We start from the raw sequence: 17,962 nt of genomic DNA, 5'->3' as shown, positions 1-17,962 counted from the left end.
GACCACATCCCGATTCGACAACGCCTAAACACCGACGCGCCGAATCCGGGAGTATGAGCCGAGAATCCGCCGTCCGGAACGCGAAACTGGCGCTCGGCGGCGTCGTCGCCGCCTTCGCGCTCGTACTGGTCGCCACCGTCGGGCTGAACGTCGCCGTCGCCCCCCTGTCGGCTCGTGAAACGACCATCGCCGCACTCGGGGCGGCCATCGCCCTCGTGGGACTCGTGCAGGTGGTCTATGCCGAGGCGTTCACGGTCTGGCTCCTCGTCCTGCTCTCGGGGGCCGACGACTACGAGACCGTCGAGGTGGACGCAGACGACGTGAAACAGCGCCGCCGAGGCGGCTACCTGATGCTTCTCGGTGGCGTCGTCGCCATCGCCGTGGCGGTGCTGTGACGGCGGTACCGCCCTGGACCGCCCCGGACCGCGGATTGCCGCAACTCACACAGACTGCCGACGCCCGTCTATTTATCCGGGTCGGACTCCGACCCAGCAGTATGAACGTCGTGACGTTGCTCCCCTCCGCGACGGAGGTCGTCTACGCCCTCGGTGTGGAGCCGGCCGGCGTCTCCCACGAGTGCGACTATCCGCCCGACGCTCGCACGAAGCCGGCGGTCGACTACAGCCACGTCGACGCCGGCGGGACGACGGCAGAGATCGACCGACAGGTCCACGAAGCCGAGGCCGAGTTCGGGAGCGTCTACGGCATCGACGTCGACCTGCTGGACGAACTCGACCCGGACATCGTCGTGACACAGGGTGTCTGTGACGTCTGCGCCGTCGACGAGGTCCTCGTCGAGCAGGCGGTCGAGAGCATCGCAGCAGACCCCGAAATCCTCACCACCGACCCGCACAGTCTCTCTGACATCTACCGGGACATCGAACTGGTCGGTGCGGCACTCGACCGCGAGGAGCGGGCGGCGGAGCTCGTCGCCTCGCTTCGCGAGCGCGTCGCAGCCGTCGAGGAGCGGACGCGCGCCTACGAGCAGCGCCACGTCGTGGTGCTCGACTGGACCGACCCGGCGATGGTCGCGGGCCACTGGGTGCCCGAACTGGCCCACCGCGCCAACTGCGAGTACGGGATGGCCGCGCCGGGCGACCGCTCCCGTCCCCGGGAGTGGGAGGACCTGCTCCGGTACGACCCCGACTCGCTCGTCGTCGCTCCCTGCGGGTTCGACATCGACCAGATTCGGCGGAACCTCGCCGACCTCACGGACCGGCCCGGCTGGGAGGACCTGACCGCGGTCCAGACCGGCGAGGTCTGGGCCATCGACGGCGACCAGTACATGAACCGACCCGGACCACGCGTCGTCGACTCGCTGGAGTACCTCGCGGCCGTCGTCCACGAGGAAGAAGAGAACCCACCCGAGGACGTGGCGGTCCCGCTCTCGAGACTGCTACCGGCCCACTGATGCGCTTCGCCGGCGACACCCGGGACCGGCTCGTCGACCTCGCCCGCGCAGGCATCCCGAACGAGGTCTGTGGCGTCCTGGGCGGACGCCTGGAAGACAGCAGCGACGGCGAGGCCCCCGAACGAATCGTCGAGAGCGTCCACCCTGTTCCGAACGTCGCCGACTCGCCCAGAACCCGGTACGGACTCGACCCGGCCGAGACGGTCCGCGTCATCGACGACCTGGAGGAGTCGGGGGAGACGCTGGTCGGCTTCTACCACTCACATCCGCGAGGACCGGACGGGCCCAGCGAGACCGACCACGAGCTGGCGACCTGGGCCGACACGGTGTACTGCATCGTCTCGCTGGCCGGCGAACCGACGGTCCGGAGCTGGCTCTGGACGGGCGAGCGGTTCCAGCCGGCCTGACGGCTCGTTACACCTGGTTCTACGTGACGTCCGTCTCGTCGGGGCACGTGACGTCCGTCTCGTCAAGGCGCGGGTTCGAGCGACACGTTCCCGTTCCCGGTCTCGATCGTGAGCAGTGAGCCACCGCCGTCGTTGAGCGTCCCCTCGAGCAGCCGTTTCTCCGTCCTCGTCGCCACGAGTTCGAGGTCGCGGTGAGAGACCGCGCCGTTCCCGGTCGATGCCCGGACCGACCCGGACAGGTCGGCCGCGAGTCGGGCCGTCACGTCGCCGTTGGGTGTCTCGACGAGGAGCGTTCCGCCGTCGACCGAGTAGCCTCCGCCGGCGGACCGGGTGTTCGTGGGGAAGGACATACAGCCGGCGAGACCGAGCGAAAGCGCCGTCGCGCCGCCAGCGAGGAGGGTCCGGCGGGAGATGTCGTGCATGCAGATAGTTCGGCGCGTGAAGAGATAAGCCGGGGCTGAGGCGTGCGAGCGCAGGGCAGTCGGGGAGCTGGGGAATTCTCGGGAGGCAGGGATAGTCCACAGGAAGCAGGGAGAACTGCGACGGCCCCAGCCTTACAACGACCCGGCGAGAACAACCCGCCATGACACGACAGGCGGCCATCGTCGACCTCGACGGGACGGTGTGGCGCGGACACGAACTGATTCCGGGCGCCGACGATGGTATCCGTGCCCTCCGCGACGCCGGTTTCGCCATCGAGTTCGTCACGAACAGCACCAGCGTCGACCGCGAGGCCTTTCCCGACACGCTCGAGTCGCTGGGGATTCCGCGGGACGCGGGCGAGGTCTCCTCCTCTGCCTCGGCCACGGCGGAGTACCTCGCCCGCCACCAGCCCGACGCCGACGTGTTCGTGGTGGGTCACGAAGTGCTGAAACGCGAGGTGTACGACGCCGGCCTGAACGTAGTCGAGACGGGAGACGCCGACGTGGTCGTCGCCGGGAAGGTGACGGACCTGAGCCATCAGCTCCTGACGAGGACGCTCCGAGCGTTCCACAAGGGGACCATCTTCGTCGCGACGAACCGCGACCGGACCTACCCGACGGAGCAGGGGCTCGAACCCGGTGCGGGCGCGACCATCGGTGCCATCGAGGGGATGACGGGACGGGACCCGCTCGTGGTCGGCAAGCCCTCGGAGGCCATGGCCGATGCGGTCTGTGCGAAGCTGAACGTGACGCCGAGTGAGTGTCTCGTCGTCGGCGACAACCTCCACACGGACATCCTGATGGGCGAACGCGCCGGGATGGAGACGGCGCTCGTGCTGACGGGGGCGACGACGCGGGAGGAGGTGGTCGGGTCGGACATCGAGCCGGACCACGTGCTGGAGTCGCTGGGTGACGTGGCGTCTATCCTGTGAAGCTGGGAGCAGCTGGCTTCGGCTACTCTATCGCACACGTCTCGGCGTAATCGACGTCGTGAATCGACCCGATAGCCGGGTCGTCGCCGCAGACGGCACAGTCGGGGTTCTTGCGAACGGGCACCTCGTCGAAGCTCATGTCCATCGCGTCGTAGAGCAGGAGCCGGTCGTCGAGCAGTTCGCCCGCGTTGAGCACCTGCTTGACCGCCTCGGTCGCCATGATGCAGCCGACCGTGCCGGGGAGGACGCCGAGGACGCCCGTCGTCGCACAGTCCGCGACGGTGCCCGGTTCGGGTGCCTCCGGGAAGACACACCTGTAGCAGGGCTGGCCGGGCTCGTAGGTCGTCGCCTGTCCCTCGAACTTGTAGATGGCGCCGTGAACGAACGGCGTCTCAGAGAGCACGCAGGCGTCGTTCACGAGATAGCGAGTGGCGAAGTTGTCGCTCCCGTCGACGACGAGGTCGTACTCGTCGACGAGCTCTTCGACGTTCTCGGGGGAGACCCGTTCCTCGATGGGGTCGACCATCACGTCGGGATTGAGGTCGCGGACGAACCGGGCCGCGCTCTGGGCTTTCGGTTCGCCGACATCGGCGTCGCGGTGGATGACCTGGCGCTGGAGGTTCGACCGCTCGACGACGTCGTCGTCGGCGATTCCGAGGTGACCGATACCGGCGGCGGCGAGGTACTCGATGGCGGGCGAGCCGAGGCCACCGGCGCCGACGCAGAGGACCGAAGCGTCGAGCAGCCGCTGCTGGCCGGCCGGTCCGACCTCCTCCATGATGATGTGACGGGAGTAGCGGTCGAGCTGTGTCGAGTCGAGCGAGAGGTCGGCCATGGCCGAAAGTTGGTGGGCCCGGGTGAAAAACTCTCACGGGTGCGCAGGTGGGAGAGGCGCGCAGGTGAACCTCGGTTCAGCCGGGTCCGAACGGAGTCGGTGAAGAGTCGGCAATCGCCGACAGGGGGTTTCTAAACCTTGTGTTCGGGGAACGCGGGGGTGTCACACCACAACGGTTTAGTACGTGGTGTGCCTTACCATGGCATATGGCGTCCGCACCCCAACCCGGTGACGACGTGTTCGACCAATTCCTCGCAGACCGCGGCCACGAGACAGAACCGGTAGGGTGGGATCGAAGTTACAACAAGCTCCAGTGCCCGGAGTGTATGTCCCTTCACGAGGAAGGTGCCCACGAGTGTACCGTCTGTGACTGGCAGCCGAACTGACCGCCGGTCACGCTGACCCGACCGGCGAACAGGTCGGGTCGAGCGACCATTCTCCGAAACCCAATCGGTGAGCAACAGGTATCGGGCGAGAGGTGAACGTTTTTTGAGATACTCCCTCGTGTCCAGAATACCCGGTTTCGGGCGGCAACCTTTGGTATTCAAGGAGCGCGTGAACATCATTGTCAAACATAGGGGAACCGGCAACCCAGCCAGTTTGGGGGAAACGTTATAATAAATAATTCCATCAGGATAGGGTGGAGATTCATATGCCGGAATGCCAGAACTGCGGGTCTTTCGTCACCGATGCGTACGCACGAGTGTTCACACCGCGAGGCATCGAGGACCCCCGCGTCTGTCCCAACTGCAAGGACAAGATCCGCGACGGGAGCGAGGTCCGGGAGGCCCGCTCTCCGCGTAACAACTGAGTATCGTCTACCGACTGTCTCATCCTCTCGTTTTTCACCACCCGCAGGCGACCGGTACCCGCGGTTTCGCGGGGGGAAACCGAACCCACGGCTCTTATACGTGTCCACACCCAGTATGCGTTTAATGAGTGACGCCGAGACGAAAGTTACCCGTCTCTTCGGTGGGCCCGGGAGCGGGAAGACGACAGCTCTCCTCGACAAGGTAGAGGAGATTCTCGAAGAAGACGACGTCGAGTTCCGTGACGTCCTCGTCGTCTCCTACACCCGTGCCGCCGCCGCCGAGGTCCGCGAACGCCTCGCCGAGCGACTCGACATCAACCCCCGGTCGCTCCAGGGCAACGTCTGTACGATGCACGCGAAAGCGTACGACCTGCTGAACCTCTCTCGCAACGACGTCGTCGGCGAGTCCGACAAGGAGGAATTCTGTGAGGAGTACGGCATCGAGTACGAGGACGAGTACAGCGGTGCCGGCCGCCGGACCGCCCGGTCGACCACCATCGGCAACAAGATCATCGCGACCTCCCAGTGGCTCCAGCGGACCAACCGCGACGTCGCCGACTGGTACGACGTCCCCTTCCAGTGGAACCAGGAGGAAGTGCGTCTCCCGCCCGAGATAGACCCCAACGCCCAGTCCGGCAACAAGTACACGCCGACGTGGCCGGCGGCCGACGACCGAATCGACGTGCCGGAGGCCATCCGCGCGTGGCGGACCTACAAGGGCGAGAACGAGCTGACCGGCTTCGCCGACATGCTCGAGCGGGTCAAACAGCGCTCGCTGCTCCCGAACGTCGACTACCTCGTCATCGACGAGTTCCAGGACATCACGAAGCTCCAGCACGACGTCTACGAGGAGTGGAAGCCCCACATGAAGGGCGTCCTGCTCGCCGGCGACGACGACCAGGTCGTCTACGCCTGGCAGGGAGCCGACCCCGCCCTCCTGCTCGAGGCCGACCCGGACGAGGACGTCATTCTCCCGAACTCGTACCGGCTTCCCTCGCGCATCCTGAACGTCGTCAACCGTGAGATTCGACACATCGACAAGCGCCAGGACAAGGACCTCAAGCCACGCAAGGAAGGTGGCGTCGTCGAGGCCGTCCAGAGTCCGTCGATGCTCGACCTCGTGCGCAACGTCCGTCGGACGGTCCAGAACGACGATGGTACCGTGATGGTGCTGTTCCGTGCCCGCTACCAGATGTTCCAGTTCATCGACGAGTTCATCACCGAGGGCATCCCGTTCAAGGCGCTGACCGACCAGCGGCTCTGGACCGACCGACTCGACGACTACGTCACCGCGGTCGAACTGATCGACGAGGACGAAGACATCAACGGCCTGCAGGCGCGGCGGCTCGCCGATATGCTGCAGGAGTCCGCCTTCGGCACGAACGAACGCGACGACCTGTTCGACGCTATCGACGAGGCCCAGGAGGAGGCCGGCATCGACGACCTCACCGAGCTGTCCATCTCGCCCGACCTCGTGAGCGACCACGTCCCGTTCATGCCCGGCCCCGCCTCGGCGTCGGACATGGTCCGGAAGGTCACGTCCTTCCAGCGGAAGTCGATGAAGGCCTACTTCGCGACGCAGGAGTACCGCGGTCTCGACCGCGACACGGTCCGCATCGGTACCATCCACTCCGCCAAGGGTCGCGAAGCCGACCACGTCTTCATGGCCACCGACCTGACCGAGAAGGTCGTCGAGCAGATGGTCGCCACCGTCGACGAGGACGACGTCCCCGAGGGGACCGAGTTCACGAAGACGACCTCGCCCGTGCCGGTCCTGACCGACAACGAGCGCCGCGTCTTCTACGTCGGGATGTCCCGCGCTCGCGAGCGTCTCGTCCTCATGGAGAACCTCGTCGACGGGGCCCCGACGCTCACCATCGACGTGCTCCTGAACAACGAGCCGACCGGCGCCGACATCGACGAGCTCATCGAGCTCGCGAAGGAGCCGGAACAGGCAGCCGACTGACAGCAGATGCCACTCACTTCCGATTTCGAGCCAGTCCGCCAGGAGCTTCGCGACCGCGACGCCCGCGCCTTCGTCCACGTCGGCCGTGAGACCGACTCCACGCTCCGCTATCTCGGTCGAACCGGTGGCGTCGAGGGCGAACTCGCGGTCGTCGTCACGGCCGACCGGACGTTCCTGCTCGCACCGGACGCTCCCGCAGCGGCGACTGAGACGTTCCCCGGCGACCAGGTCCTTCCCGCCGGCGGGGAGATACCGACGGGCGAACGCGTCGCGACCGTCCTCGACGACCTCGACCTGACGGGGACCGTACTCACACCCCGAACGATTCCACACGACGCCGCGCTCTACCTCGAGAACGCCGGATACGACGTCGCGTCGACGACCGTCGTCGACGAAGCGCGCGTGGTGAAGACCGACCCGGAGCGGCTCCGTCAGACGACGGTCCAGTCCGCGGCCTGCGCCGGGATGCGCCGCGTGGCGGCGGTCCTCTCAGAGGCCCACGTTCACGAGGAGGGCGCGCCGCTCCACTGGGAGGACGCGCCGCTGACCGCGCTCCGGCTTCGCAGAGAGGCGAACGCCGCGATGGCGAAACAGGGCGTCCACCCCGGACAGACAGCCATCGGCATCGGGACGAACCCGACGACACCGCGCTCGTCGGGCGCGGTCTGGGCCGGCGAGACCGTGGTCGTCGACCTCGCCCCGTTCGGCCCGGACGGCTACCACGGCCGGCTCGTCCGGACGTTCGTCGTCGACGGCGACGGCGGCTGGTCGCGCCGGGCACAGCTCGCCGTGAACGGCGCACTCGACGCAGCCATCGAGGAACTGGGTCCGGGTGAGACGGCGACCGCCGTCTGGACCGAGCTGGAAGCGGAGGTCGCCGCGTACGGCTTCGATGCCGACGGCGTCGCCGGCTACGGCGTCGGTCTCGACGCTCGCGAGGCGCCCGAACTCGACCGGACCGACGACCTCGACGCCGGAACGGTGCTGGCGCTCGACGCGCGGGTGACTGACGACGAGGAAGGGACCGTTCGGCTGGCAGAACTCGTAGAGGTCACCGAGGATGGGGGACGACTGCTCGGGGCGTTCCCGCGTTCACTTCTTCCCTGAGCCGTCGTCGACCGAGTCGCCGAAGGAGTCGTCTTCTGGCTCCTTGACGACCGCCGAGATGGCCTCGCCCGCGACCTTCTCCGGGAGGTCGAACGGGGTGTCGATGTACTTCTCGACCAGAATCATCGCGATGCCGATGACGACGAGTGCCGCACCCCACGGATTGCCTTCCCGGAAGAAGATATCGAGTCCGGCGGCTATCGCGGGGAGTGCGAACGCGAGCACGCCCAGCATCTTCACCTGTCCGATGATGCTCCGTCCCATTGGACCACGGTTCGCGAGGGGACGGTAAAAACCGCTCGAACGGGTCCGACACGAGGACCGGAGGAGTCACCGTCGGATGACAACGTTTTCTGCGGGCGACCCCGACTGTCGAGGTATGTTCACCGGTATCGTCGAGGAGACGGGCGAGGTGGTCGGGGTGACCGACACGGACGACGGACGACGACTGCGCATCGCGGGCCACGAGGTGCTCTCTGACGTCTCGCACGGCGCCAGCATCAGCGTCAGCGGGGTCTGTCTGACGGTCGAAGCGTTCGACGACGAGACGTTCGAGGTGTTCCTCGCGAGCGAGACCGTCGATAAGACCTACCTCGGCACCGTCGAGGAGGGCGACCTCGTCAACCTGGAACGGGCGATGCCGGGCGACGGCCGGTTCGACGGCCACCTCGTGCAGGGACACGTCGACACGGCCGCCGAGGTACTAGCCATCGAGCAGGTCGGCGAGGACTGGTGGTTCACGTTCGAACTCCCCGAGGGCTACGGCCAGTACGTCGTCGAGAAGGGTTCGGTAACGCTCGACGGTATCAGCCTGACCGTCGCCGAGCGCGAGGACGACCGCTTCTCGGTCGCCATCATCCCGACGACCTACGAGCTGACGAACCTCTCGACGAAGGAACCGGGCGACTTCGTCCATCTGGAGGTCGACGTGGTCGCGAAGTACGTCGAGAACATGCTCGACGGCTACGTCGACCGGTTGCAGTGAGCGCGTCTCGTCCCCGGGTCAGAACCGGGGCGGGCTGTCGTACTCGGTGAGTTCGGAGTCGGTGTCCGTATCGCGGTGGGCCCCGACCTCCATGAACACGCGGCGGTAGTTCCGTATCTTCCGGTAGAGGAACAGACCGATGACGGTGTCGTAGACGACGACGTAGACGAGGAACGCGCCGAAGACGCCGATCTCGACGCCGGCCGAGGCGAACTGGGCAGCGAGCAGCTGCGGGACGTGGCTGACCGTGGTGTTGTAGGTCGCGTGGAACAGCACCGCCAGCAGGAGTCCCTTGACGACGATTGGGCCGTAGTACTCGCGGTTGAACTTCGCCAGCCCGAGGTAGAAGCCGGCGACGGCGGAGTAGATGACGTGGCCCGGTCCGGCGAAGGCGCGGACCGCCGCGATGGAGGTCCCCGCATTGAGCAGCTGCATGCCGGTCGCCGTGTCGACGTTGCTGGTGATGTAGACGACGTTCTCGATGGTCGCGAAGCCGAGACCGGCGACCGCGCCGTAGACAGCCCCGTCGATGACGGCGTCGAACTCGGGGCGGCGGTAGGGATACATCTTGATGGCGAGCCACTTCACGACCTCCTCGCCGGGCCCGACGATGAGGAAGAAGTAGATCAGCCCGCCGAGCAGACTGCTCGTCGGGAGGCCGACGAGTTTGAAGACGTTGCTCATCACCGAGTTGACGACGGCGGCGAACGTCGCGAACAGGATGGCGAGCAGGAAGGTTCCCACGAGCAGTGTGAGCGGTTCGCCGGAGGTCACGTCGTTGCGGTAGATGTAGATGGCGAGCAGGCCGGCGGGCACGACCGAGAGGAGGACGAACGCACCGATGAGCGGCGTCCTGACGGCGAGCGCCACGCCGAGCCCGAACAGGCCGAGCGCGAGCAGCGCCGCGACGAGGACGACGACGACTCTCGCGGCTGGCCGGAGACCCTCGTAGACGGAGACGGCGAAATCGTCCAGTCTCGAGCGTGGCTCCCACGTCGCTATCTCGTACAGGTCTCGCTCCCGGTCGGCCGCGTGCTCGACCGGGTCACGGCGCGGACTCATTGCTCCGGCATACGGCCAACCACCCCCTAACGCTTCCCCCTCGCGAGCGCGCCTTCAGAATAATATCCTTAATATGGCATTATACCACAAGATATGTATAAGGGCGAAGCTTATAACTGTGCAACCTCGTGTGACAGCCAATGACAGTGAACAATTCCCGCCGAATGCTTTACCCGGACCTTCCGACAGAGGAGGACGGTTTCAGAAAACCAGTACCGAAACTTTCGAACGCACCCGACGTCGAACCGACCACCCCGCAACCCTCTTCTGTGTCACCCTCTCCCGCCCCGACCACGTCGCGCTGGGGCGACACCCTGGCCGACGACTGAGCCACCGGCGACGCACGACGCTGTCGAACGGATAAAGACCCTGCCCCAAGTAGCGACTGCCATGCACTTCGACCAGCGAACGCAGGCTGCCCTGCGCGCGGTCGGCCTGACGACCGACGAACTGCAGACAGCCTCTGCCGACGTGGCCGAGCGCACGGCTGACGACGCGGACGCACTGATGACCTTCTTCGAGACGAACGACGTGGTGTACTCGGACATGGACATGGCTCACAGCGCCAGTGAGTACCCCGAACACACCGTCGAGTACTGCGACATCACCACCCACGCCGCGGAGATGCGCGGCTGGCTCCGGTTCGATACCTGGGGCGTCTACGTCGAAGACGGTCGTATCCTCGACGACGGCACCGTCGAGCTGACGCTCGGGCCGAGCGTCCACGACCGCGTCCGGTTCGCCGCGACCCGCGAGAAGCTATGAACGCCAGGGTCCGTGGCATCTACACGACCGCACTCACCCAGCACCTCCTTCGGGAGGGCCACGAGGTCGTCCAGGCGTCGCCGCCCATCCGACGCCGGTTCGAGAGCCACGAGGCCGACCTCGCCGCCCGGCCCGCCGACGCCGAGATAGAGACGACCGACGACCGCCAGGGCGTGGGCGTCCACGGCGACCAGGATGCGGTCTCGACGGTCAGGGAGGCCTGTCTCGACGTCGGTATCGACGGAATCGCCTGGGACGACCCGGCACCTCGCGGCGCGGTCTTCACCGGCGTCGTGACGGAGACGCTGGGCAGTGGCGCCATCGTCGACCTCGGGGAGACCGAGGGCTTCCTCCCCTTCGACGAGGTCGACGGCTACGTCGACGAGGGCGACGTTCACCAGGTCCAGGTCCACGAACCCGTCGCACCCTGGTCGCGCGACCGGGCCGAACTATCGACGACGCTGGTCGTTCACGACGGGCTGGTCGAACTCTCCCGCGGCCGTTCCGGCGTCTCGGCGAACGTCCGCGGTGAACGCGCCACGGAGCTCGTCCGGACGACAGAGATACTGCCCGTCGAGGTCCCCGACGGCTGGGGCGTCCGCTGGCAGCGTGCCGCCGAGGACGCGACCATGAGCGCCCTCGGAACCGCGCTCGAAGTGGCGGCGGAGCGGGCGACCGAGCTCGACGATTCGCTGGCGTCGACCGGTACCGAGAGCGATCCGGACGACGCGCCGTCGCTCCTCGTCGCGCCCGAGGCGACCGCGTGGGTCTGGTTCGGCCGAGAGTGTCGGTTCGCCCTGGACGCGGTCCGTCGCGAGGTGGAGAACACGATGACGGGCCACCACCGAATCAAGGCGGCTCACTATTCCGCGAGCACGGCCGTGGACTTCGTCGAGGCCGTCTGCGACGACCCGGGCGACGAGTTCCCGTTCGAGGCCGTCACGGAACAGTTCGGCCCGGTGGCGGGCGACCGAATCGCACTCGCACACGGCAAGCCAGAGGGTCGACTCATCGTCCTCGGCCGCGGCGAGGTCACCGACTACGACCCCAACGGGCAGGTCACGCTCGAGCGCAAGATGTCCAGCGGCGGCAGCTACGACGCGCTCGGCGTCCCCCGCGAGGAGGGTGACGTCGCGGTGACGAAGCTGAAAGAGGGCCGCTGGTGGTATCCGACGGTCTACCGGAGCGCCGACGGCGAACGGAAGGGCACCTACGTCAACATCTGCACGCCGGTCGAGCTGTTCCCCGACCAGGCCCGGTACGTCGACCTCCACGTCGACGTGGTCAAACACCCCGACGGACGGGTGGTGCGAGTCGACGACGACGAGCTGGACGAGGCGGTTGCCGCTGGCTACCTCTCGGAACCGCTTGCCGAGAAGGCCAGGAGCGTCGCCGCGGCTGTCGAGCGTGCGCTCTCGTAGTGGTCGCGCCGACGGCGAGACCGGAGTGCAGAGCGCGGGTCGAGAGGCAGGACGCGGTCAGAATGGCAGTTTCTTGCGCAGTTCCTCCACGAGCGACGGGTCCTCGACCATATCGTCCTCGTCCGGCACGACCCGGTCTGCGGGCTTGATGACGGTGCGTGACCCGGTCTGTTCGACCAGGATGAGGTCGTCCGCCTTGAGGTCTGCGAGCGCCGTCTCGAGCTCGTCGATGTCTTCGTCGACCGTCGAACGCAGTTCGAAGACGGTCATGCCGTCCTCTGCGCGGTCCACGAGGGCGTCGAGCACCGAGACGTCGACGGGGTTGCGCTCACGGTACTCCCGCTTTGCCTTCATCGTATTCACATTCGAGCGGGCGGGATTTCACCCTTACCCCTGTTGGCGAAGGGGTCGAGAACGGTCTGTTTCGTAGTCACAACCGCTCGGTACGTCGGCCAGCCGCTCCACCAGAACGACGCGGGGACGCTACACGATTCCCCAGCATCAGCAAACTCTTTTACCCGAGGACGGGGTAAGCCGGTACAATGGGTCTGAAGTGTTCGCTCCTCGGCCACGACTGGAGCGAGACCGAAATCGAGGACGAGCGAGACGAGCAGGGTAACGAGGTCGTCATGACGGTGCGGGAGTACGAGGTCTGTTCGCGCTGTGACTCGCGGAACCTCCTCAGCGAGAACACCGAGGTCACGTCCGTCCAGCATAGCCGGTCCGGCCGGGACCGCCGTGCGGAACCGACGCGGGACGGTGACTTCGTGGAGGAAGCAGAGACCGACGACGACGCCGAGCCGGCCGTGCAGGCGGACGACGGTGCCGCACTCGTCGACGAAGGCGAGGAAGGCGACGAAGAGAGCGCGTTCGACGACGGTGCGACCGGAATCGAGCTCCCGGACGAACCGGAGGACGACGACGCGATGATCCTCAACGATGAGGACGACCGCGAGGAAAGAGAGGACCTCGGAGCTGCCGACCCCGAAGAGGACGCGGAGACGGACGAGGTCCAGGGCGGCGGCCCGGAACCCGACCCGAGCGCCGACCCCGAGACCGACGACGGGCTAATCCTCGACGACGCTGCCGAACCGACCACCGACGACGACCGGGCCCACGGCGAGTGGCCAGAACACGAGACCGGCCCTGAACCCTCCGGCGAGGACCACGCGTGGCCGGAACACGACCAGGGAACCGACGAGGGCTTCGACGCGACCGTCCCCGAGAACGAGGTCGCGGACGTCGAGCTCGGCGGGGCTCGCCACTCGTCCGACGTCTCGGACGACGGCCACGACGCGGAGTTCATCGACGACGGGACGAGCGGCGCACCCGAACACGACCGTGACGAGCGCGCCCGAGGCGCGGCTGGCGACTCCCCGACCGGCATCGCGTCGGCCGGCGAGGCGACGGCGCCGACCGAGGGAACGACCACGAGCGTCGACGCAGACCTCGTCTGTCCCGCCTGTGGCAACACCGAACATCGGTCGCGAACCTCCCTCCGTGCGGGAGACATCTGCCCCGATTGCAAGCGGGGCTACCTCTCCGAATCACGACGGTGACGAAACAGGTAAACACCCGCCTGCCTATGTGCCATCCATGAAGGAGTACAAGATGCGACGTGGCGAGTACCTCGAAGAGCGTATCCCGGACCTGAAGACGACCGTCGAGGAGTACTTCGGCCCCATCACAGGCACGGAGGAGTTCAAAGGGAGCGACCTCTACGTCATCGACGAGCCGAACAATCCCGTCTTCGAACGCATCGTCGTCGGTGCGGTCGCGTACTCCGGCAAGAAGGACAAGCTCGCCGTCGACTTCGTCGAGCGCAACCCGGCCGAGCTCTCCGCCGAGGAGCTCGAGGCCGCCGCCGAAGCCGTCTCCCTGAAGAACGAGTTCCTGCTCGAGGCGACCGGCCGCGACGCCAAGTCCCGACGCGAGTCGATGAAGCGCTCCGTCGAGGACGACCCCGACCACGACTTCGACGCCTGAGCCGGTTCGCTGCGGCCCGTCGCTGTTCCTCGCGGAACCGTCCTCACCATGACCGACAGGTCTCTCGGGGCGGCCGGCAGGTCTCTCGGGGCGACCACTGGCAGCAGTCTCGTCTCCGCGACTGGCAGGTGTGCCGAAGAACAGCCCACGGGCGAGGCAGCCCGCGACCGTCTCAGTTCCCTTCGAGCGCGTCGATGGCGATAGCGGCGATGACCAGCGCCTCCTTCGGTGCGTCACCCGCGTCGGTTATCTCTATCTCGTAGGTGTCGTGCAGCGAGAACTTACCCTTGATGGAGCCCATCGACCGACCGTCGGGCGATTCGATGGTGTACTTGTGCGGGATGAGGCCGAATATCTCGCTGAAGTTCCGGAGGACCTCGACGATGGTGCTCCCGGATTCGATGCGTGCGAGTTCCGTCCCGTTCGCGTCGCGGACCTGCCACTTGTGCTTGAAGAAGGTGAAGTTCTTGTCGAGGATGGCGACGACGTCGCCCGTCTCCGCGTCGGTAACGGTGTAGTCGCCGGAGAAGTCGAGGATACCGCCGGCCTTGATCGTGAAGACGGGGTCGCCGTCCGGCGTGGTGAACGGGAACTCCTCTTTCATCTTGAACATCTTCTGCTTCGCCTTGAGGATGGCCGTGCCCGTCTGGTCGTAGACCGTGTACTTGTTCCGGATGAGCTTCTGCTTGATCGTGTATCGGTCGCCGCTCAGGTCCAGTCCGCTGACGTTCGTCATGGCCACCGGTTGCGCCGGGGAGTACCTAAAGTCTCGTGTCATCGACCAGTCGAAGAGCCGTCCTGTCCCAGCCCCGACTCGTCCGCCCGGTCGCCCACGCTGCATCCGCAACCGACACCCTAAGGGTCGTCCCGCCCCTGCCCTCAGTCGAATGAGCAAGGAGTACATCGAGGTCAAGGGTGCGGAAGAGCACAACCTGAAGGACCTCGACGTGCGCATCCCACGCGAGAAGTTCAACGTGGTGACGGGCCTGTCGGGGTCGGGGAAGTCGTCGCTCGCGTTCGAGACGATATACGCCGAGGGACAGCGCCGCTACATCGAGTCGCTGTCCGCCTACGCCCGGAACTTCCTCGGGCAGATGGACAAGCCGCAGGTCGAGACGGTCGAGGGGCTCTCGCCCGCCATCTCCATCGACCAGAAGAACGCCGCGAACAACCCGCGGTCGACGGTCGGGACGGTCACCGAGCTGCACGACTACCTTCGCCTGCTGTACGCCCGCGTCGGCACGCAGTACGACCCCATAACGGGCGAGGAGGTCGGCGAGCAGAGCGCTCAAGACATGGTCCGCCAGATCATGCGACTGCCGGAGGGCACGAAGGCGATGCTGACCGCGCCGGTCGTCCGCGACCAGAAGGGTGCCTTCGAGGACCTGTTCGAGGAGCTCGTCGCCGACGGCTACGCCCGCGCCGAGGTCGACGGTGAGCTGTACGACCTGACGATGGAGAAGCCGGACCTCGACGAGAACTACGACCACACCATCGACGTGGTGGTCGACCGGGTGAAGATCGGTCCGGAGAGCCGCCCGCGCATCACCGACAGCGTCGAGACGGCACTCGACGAGGCCGACGGCCGACTGAAGCTCATCGTTCCGGACCCGCCGGAGGAGGTCGAACTCGGTTCGAACACCCGCTCGACGGGCTCGCTCGGCGGCGAGGGCGACGACCGACTCGTCGTCGAGTTCTCGACCGACCTGGGCAATCCGAACAGCGAGTTCCAGTTCTCCGAGATAGAGACGCGGTCGTTCTCGTTCAACAGCCCGCACGGCGCCTGTCCCGACTGTGACGGTCTGGGCTCGACGAAGGAGGTCTCGGAGGACCTCGTCGTCGTCGACCCGACGCTCCCGCTGAAGGACGTCTTCGAGCCCTGGGGCTACAACCGGACCTACTACAGCCGCCAGATAGACAACGTCGCCGAGCACTTCGGCGTCAGCGTCGAGACGCCGTGGGAGGAGCTTGACAACGAGGTCCAGAACGCCTTCCTGTACGGGACCGACGAGGAGGTCCACTTCGAGTGGCGCACCAAGAACGGAATCCGCCGGAAGGACGAACCCTTCGAGGGCGTCATCCAGAACCTCGAACGCCGCTACGTCGAGACCGACAGCGACCGCGCCCGCGACCACATCGAGGACTACATGGCGGTGACCACCTGCCCGACCTGCGACGGGACACGGCTCAAGGAACAGAGCCGCCACGTCCTCGTCGGCGGAACCGCCATCACCGAGGTCAACCGGATGAGCATCGGCGACGCGCTCGCCCACTTCGAGGGTCTCGAGGAGAAGCTGAACGAACGCGAGACGACAATCGCGACGGAGATTCTCAAAGAAATCCGCGCCCGGCTGGGCTTCATGGCCGAGGTCGGCCTCGAGTACCTGACCCTCGACCGCGAGGCCTCGACGCTCTCCGGCGGCGAGAGCCAGCGCATCCGACTCGCGACCCAGATCGGCAGCGGGCTGGTCGGCGTGCTCTACGTGCTGGACGAGCCGAGTATCGGCCTCCACCAGCGAGACAACGACCGCCTGCTCAACACGCTCGAGGAGCTGCGCGACATCGGCAACACCCTGCTCGTCGTCGAGCACGACGAGGAGACGATGCGCCGCGCCGACAACGTCGTCGACATGGGCCCCGGCCCGGGCAAACGCGGCGGCGAGGTCGTCGTGCAGGGCGACTTCGACGAGGTCGTCGACTGCGACGAGAGCATCACCGGGGACTACCTCTCCGGCCGCAAGCAGATTCCCGTCCCGGCGACGCGCCGCGAGCACGACGGCTACCTCACCATCAGGGGCGCTCGCCAGCACAACCTGCGCGACCTCGACGTGGACATCCCGTTCGGCTGTTTCACCGCCATCACCGGCGTCTCCGGCTCCGGGAAGTCCACCCTGATGCACGACGTGCTCTACAAGGGCCTCGTCCGGCGGATGAACGACAACAAGTCCGTAAACCCCGGCGACCACGACGACATCGAGGGTATCGAGGACATCGAAACGGTCCGACTCATCGACCAGTCGCCCATCGGCCGCACGCCGCGGTCGAACCCCGCGACCTACACCGGCGTCTTCGACTACATCCGTGAGCTGTTCGCCGAGACGAAGCTCTCGAAGCAGCGCGGCTACGAGAAGGGTCGCTTCTCGTTCAACGTCAAGGGCGGCCGCTGTGAGGAATGTGGCGGTCAGGGAACCGTGAAGATAGAGATGAACTTCCTCTCGGACGTCTACGTCCCCTGTGAGGCCTGCGAGGGCGCGCGCTACAACGACGCGACGCTGGACGTCACCTACAAGGACAAGACCATCTCCGACGTGCTCGACATGAGCGTCGAGGAGGCCTACGAGTTCTTCGAGTCCTCCTCGCGCATCCGACGGAAACTGAAGCTGCTGAAAGACGTCGGCCTCGACTACATGACGCTCGGCCAGCCCTCGACCACGCTCTCCGGCGGCGAGGCCCAGCGCGTCAAGCTCGCCGAAGAGCTCGGCAAGCGCGACACCGGTAACACCCTCTACCTGCTGGACGAACCCACCACGGGCCTGCACTCCGCCGACGAGAAGAAGCTCATCGACGTGCTCCACCGGCTCGTCGATGACAACAACACCATCGTCGTCATCGAGCACGAGCTCGACCTCGTGAAGAACGCCGACCACGTCGTCGACCTCGGTCCCGAAGGCGGCGAGAACGGCGGCGACCTCGTCGCGGAGGGGACGCCGGAGGAGGTCGCACGGAACGACGACTCCCACACCGGCCGCTACCTGCGCGACCTGCTCCCCGGCGTGGACATCGAAGGCCCGCGCGGGCAGCGCGTCGAGCCGGAGACGCGGGAGATGGCGGCACCGACGGACGACGACTGAG

Annotated in this window: 20 protein-coding genes; 14 read left to right on the top strand and 6 right to left on the bottom strand. The window is 66.5% G+C overall.

Annotation, left to right across the window (positions count from 1 at the left end):
* Positions 1–53 precede the first annotated feature (53 nt).
* The 3 genes from ACSC1Y_RS10745 to ACSC1Y_RS10735 all read left to right on the top strand — a co-directional run bounded on the left by ACSC1Y_RS10745 (position 54) and on the right by ACSC1Y_RS10735 (position 1,818).
* Positions 54–395, top strand: coding sequence for a hypothetical protein (locus ACSC1Y_RS10745; protein WP_435334840.1), 342 nt, complete (start codon positions 54–56; stop codon positions 393–395).
* A gap of 101 nt (positions 396–496) precedes the next feature.
* The gene (locus tag ACSC1Y_RS10740; protein WP_435334839.1) at positions 497–1,411 is read left to right on the top strand and encodes a cobalamin-binding protein; all 915 of its coding nucleotides are present in this window, start codon (positions 497–499) and stop codon (positions 1,409–1,411) included.
* The gene (locus ACSC1Y_RS10735) at positions 1,411–1,818 is read left to right on the top strand and encodes a desampylase (RefSeq protein WP_435334838.1); all 408 of its coding nucleotides are present in this window, start codon (positions 1,411–1,413) and stop codon (positions 1,816–1,818) included. Before ACSC1Y_RS10740 ends, ACSC1Y_RS10735 begins: the two co-directional genes overlap by 1 nt.
* 62 nt (positions 1,819–1,880) lie before the next feature.
* Here the strand turns inward: ACSC1Y_RS10735 and ACSC1Y_RS10730 are convergent, their stop codons facing one another.
* Positions 1,881–2,240: a DUF4097 family beta strand repeat-containing protein gene (locus ACSC1Y_RS10730; RefSeq protein WP_435334837.1), complete on the bottom strand. Its 360-nt coding sequence runs from the start codon at positions 2,238–2,240 to the stop codon at positions 1,881–1,883.
* Between the two features lie 161 nt (positions 2,241–2,401).
* Here ACSC1Y_RS10730 and ACSC1Y_RS10725 point away from each other — a divergent pair, with 161 nt between their 5' ends.
* Positions 2,402–3,172, top strand: coding sequence for an HAD-IIA family hydrolase (locus ACSC1Y_RS10725; RefSeq protein ID WP_435334836.1), 771 nt, complete (start codon positions 2,402–2,404; stop codon positions 3,170–3,172).
* A 22-nt stretch (positions 3,173–3,194) separates the two neighbouring features.
* Here the strand turns inward: ACSC1Y_RS10725 and ubaA are convergent, their stop codons facing one another.
* Positions 3,195–4,007 carry an SAMP-activating enzyme E1 gene (gene ubaA, locus ACSC1Y_RS10720; protein ID WP_435334835.1) on the bottom strand — a complete coding sequence of 271 codons (813 nt, stop codon included), beginning with the start codon at positions 4,005–4,007 and terminating at the stop codon, positions 3,195–3,197.
* A gap of 206 nt (positions 4,008–4,213) precedes the next feature.
* On the opposite strand from ubaA, the gene ACSC1Y_RS10715 reads away from it, so the two are divergent.
* The 4 genes from ACSC1Y_RS10715 (at position 4,214) to ACSC1Y_RS10700 (ending at position 7,891) form a co-directional block, all read left to right on the top strand.
* Positions 4,214–4,393, top strand: coding sequence for an HVO_0416 family zinc finger protein (locus tag ACSC1Y_RS10715; protein WP_435334834.1), 180 nt, complete (start codon positions 4,214–4,216; stop codon positions 4,391–4,393).
* A 266-nt stretch (positions 4,394–4,659) separates the two neighbouring features.
* Positions 4,660–4,818 carry a DUF7563 family protein gene (locus tag ACSC1Y_RS10710; RefSeq protein WP_435334833.1) on the top strand — a complete coding sequence of 53 codons (159 nt, stop codon included), beginning with the start codon at positions 4,660–4,662 and terminating at the stop codon, positions 4,816–4,818.
* Between the two features lie 124 nt (positions 4,819–4,942).
* Complete coding sequence (locus ACSC1Y_RS10705) at positions 4,943–6,784, top strand: UvrD-helicase domain-containing protein (RefSeq protein WP_435334832.1); 1,842 nt, start codon at positions 4,943–4,945, stop codon at positions 6,782–6,784.
* Positions 6,785–6,790: 6 nt separating this feature from the next.
* Positions 6,791–7,891: a M24 family metallopeptidase gene (locus ACSC1Y_RS10700; protein WP_435334831.1), complete on the top strand. Its 1,101-nt coding sequence runs from the start codon at positions 6,791–6,793 to the stop codon at positions 7,889–7,891.
* On the opposite strand, the gene ACSC1Y_RS10695 is transcribed toward ACSC1Y_RS10700, so the two are convergent.
* Positions 7,877–8,155, bottom strand: coding sequence for a DUF7533 family protein (locus ACSC1Y_RS10695; protein WP_435334830.1), 279 nt, complete (start codon positions 8,153–8,155; stop codon positions 7,877–7,879). The two genes, ACSC1Y_RS10700 and ACSC1Y_RS10695, sit on opposite strands and share 15 nt — an antisense overlap.
* 115 nt (positions 8,156–8,270) lie before the next feature.
* Here ACSC1Y_RS10695 and ACSC1Y_RS10690 point away from each other — a divergent pair, with 115 nt between their 5' ends.
* Positions 8,271–8,876, top strand: a complete 606-nt coding sequence (locus ACSC1Y_RS10690; RefSeq protein ID WP_435334829.1) for a riboflavin synthase — start codon at positions 8,271–8,273, stop codon at positions 8,874–8,876.
* Positions 8,877–8,894: 18 nt separating this feature from the next.
* On the opposite strand, the gene ACSC1Y_RS10685 is transcribed toward ACSC1Y_RS10690, so the two are convergent.
* A complete protein-coding gene (locus ACSC1Y_RS10685) occupies positions 8,895–9,938 on the bottom strand; it encodes a PrsW family intramembrane metalloprotease (protein ID WP_435334828.1) in 1,044 nt (347 codons plus the stop codon).
* Between the two features lie 390 nt (positions 9,939–10,328).
* On the opposite strand from ACSC1Y_RS10685, the gene ACSC1Y_RS10680 reads away from it, so the two are divergent.
* Positions 10,329–10,703, top strand: coding sequence for a DUF7532 family protein (locus ACSC1Y_RS10680; protein WP_435334827.1), 375 nt, complete (start codon positions 10,329–10,331; stop codon positions 10,701–10,703).
* Complete coding sequence (locus ACSC1Y_RS10675) at positions 10,700–12,124, top strand: ribonuclease FAU-1 family protein (RefSeq protein ID WP_435334826.1); 1,425 nt, start codon at positions 10,700–10,702, stop codon at positions 12,122–12,124. The genes ACSC1Y_RS10680 and ACSC1Y_RS10675 overlap by 4 nt, the downstream gene beginning before the upstream one ends.
* Before the next feature lie 57 nt (positions 12,125–12,181).
* Here ACSC1Y_RS10675 and ACSC1Y_RS10670 read toward each other — a convergent pair whose 3' ends face one another.
* Positions 12,182–12,478: a DUF6432 family protein gene (locus ACSC1Y_RS10670; protein ID WP_435334825.1), complete on the bottom strand. Its 297-nt coding sequence runs from the start codon at positions 12,476–12,478 to the stop codon at positions 12,182–12,184.
* 188 nt (positions 12,479–12,666) lie between these two features.
* Between ACSC1Y_RS10670 and ACSC1Y_RS10665 the strand changes: the two genes are divergently transcribed.
* Positions 12,667–13,683 (top strand): DUF7093 family protein, encoded by a 1,017-nt coding sequence (locus ACSC1Y_RS10665; RefSeq protein WP_435334824.1) that lies wholly within the window; start codon positions 12,667–12,669, stop codon positions 13,681–13,683.
* A gap of 37 nt (positions 13,684–13,720) precedes the next feature.
* Positions 13,721–14,110: a DUF5611 family protein gene (locus ACSC1Y_RS10660; RefSeq protein ID WP_435334823.1), complete on the top strand. Its 390-nt coding sequence runs from the start codon at positions 13,721–13,723 to the stop codon at positions 14,108–14,110.
* A gap of 172 nt (positions 14,111–14,282) precedes the next feature.
* Here the strand turns inward: ACSC1Y_RS10660 and ACSC1Y_RS10655 are convergent, their stop codons facing one another.
* A complete protein-coding gene (locus ACSC1Y_RS10655) occupies positions 14,283–14,846 on the bottom strand; it encodes an LURP-one-related/scramblase family protein (protein WP_435334822.1) in 564 nt (187 codons plus the stop codon).
* Positions 14,847–14,997: 151 nt separating this feature from the next.
* Between ACSC1Y_RS10655 and uvrA the strand changes: the two genes are divergently transcribed.
* Positions 14,998–17,961: an excinuclease ABC subunit UvrA gene (uvrA, locus tag ACSC1Y_RS10650; RefSeq protein ID WP_435334821.1), complete on the top strand. Its 2,964-nt coding sequence runs from the start codon at positions 14,998–15,000 to the stop codon at positions 17,959–17,961.
* Position 17,962 lies beyond the last annotated feature (1 nt).

Origin of the sequence: Haloarchaeobius lipolyticus (assembly GCF_051208015.1) — an archaeon.
GTDB lineage: Archaea > Halobacteriota > Halobacteria > Halobacteriales > Natrialbaceae > Haloarchaeobius.
The sequence above is the reverse complement of the archived record's forward strand: the minus strand, read 5'-3'. Positions and strand labels throughout refer to the sequence as shown.

Coding starts and splice junctions, on each gene's coding strand:
- ACSC1Y_RS10745 (WP_435334840.1), top strand. CDS start 54: ATGAGCCGAGAATCCGCCGTCCGGAACGCGAAACTGGCGCTCGGCGGC.
- ACSC1Y_RS10740 (WP_435334839.1), top strand. CDS start 497: ATGAACGTCGTGACGTTGCTCCCCTCCGCGACGGAGGTCGTCTACGCC.
- ACSC1Y_RS10735 (WP_435334838.1), top strand. CDS start 1,411: ATGCGCTTCGCCGGCGACACCCGGGACCGGCTCGTCGACCTCGCCCGC.
- ACSC1Y_RS10730 (WP_435334837.1), bottom strand. CDS start 2,240: ATGCACGACATCTCCCGCCGGACCCTCCTCGCTGGCGGCGCGACGGCG.
- ACSC1Y_RS10725 (WP_435334836.1), top strand. CDS start 2,402: ATGACACGACAGGCGGCCATCGTCGACCTCGACGGGACGGTGTGGCGC.
- ubaA (WP_435334835.1), bottom strand. CDS start 4,007: ATGGCCGACCTCTCGCTCGACTCGACACAGCTCGACCGCTACTCCCGT.
- ACSC1Y_RS10715 (WP_435334834.1), top strand. CDS start 4,214: ATGGCGTCCGCACCCCAACCCGGTGACGACGTGTTCGACCAATTCCTC.
- ACSC1Y_RS10710 (WP_435334833.1), top strand. CDS start 4,660: ATGCCGGAATGCCAGAACTGCGGGTCTTTCGTCACCGATGCGTACGCA.
- ACSC1Y_RS10705 (WP_435334832.1), top strand. CDS start 4,943: ATGAGTGACGCCGAGACGAAAGTTACCCGTCTCTTCGGTGGGCCCGGG.
- ACSC1Y_RS10700 (WP_435334831.1), top strand. CDS start 6,791: ATGCCACTCACTTCCGATTTCGAGCCAGTCCGCCAGGAGCTTCGCGAC.
- ACSC1Y_RS10695 (WP_435334830.1), bottom strand. CDS start 8,155: ATGGGACGGAGCATCATCGGACAGGTGAAGATGCTGGGCGTGCTCGCG.
- ACSC1Y_RS10690 (WP_435334829.1), top strand. CDS start 8,271: ATGTTCACCGGTATCGTCGAGGAGACGGGCGAGGTGGTCGGGGTGACC.
- ACSC1Y_RS10685 (WP_435334828.1), bottom strand. CDS start 9,938: ATGAGTCCGCGCCGTGACCCGGTCGAGCACGCGGCCGACCGGGAGCGA.
- ACSC1Y_RS10680 (WP_435334827.1), top strand. CDS start 10,329: ATGCACTTCGACCAGCGAACGCAGGCTGCCCTGCGCGCGGTCGGCCTG.
- ACSC1Y_RS10675 (WP_435334826.1), top strand. CDS start 10,700: ATGAACGCCAGGGTCCGTGGCATCTACACGACCGCACTCACCCAGCAC.
- ACSC1Y_RS10670 (WP_435334825.1), bottom strand. CDS start 12,478: ATGAAGGCAAAGCGGGAGTACCGTGAGCGCAACCCCGTCGACGTCTCG.
- ACSC1Y_RS10665 (WP_435334824.1), top strand. CDS start 12,667: ATGGGTCTGAAGTGTTCGCTCCTCGGCCACGACTGGAGCGAGACCGAA.
- ACSC1Y_RS10660 (WP_435334823.1), top strand. CDS start 13,721: ATGAAGGAGTACAAGATGCGACGTGGCGAGTACCTCGAAGAGCGTATC.
- ACSC1Y_RS10655 (WP_435334822.1), bottom strand. CDS start 14,846: ATGACGAACGTCAGCGGACTGGACCTGAGCGGCGACCGATACACGATC.
- uvrA (WP_435334821.1), top strand. CDS start 14,998: ATGAGCAAGGAGTACATCGAGGTCAAGGGTGCGGAAGAGCACAACCTG.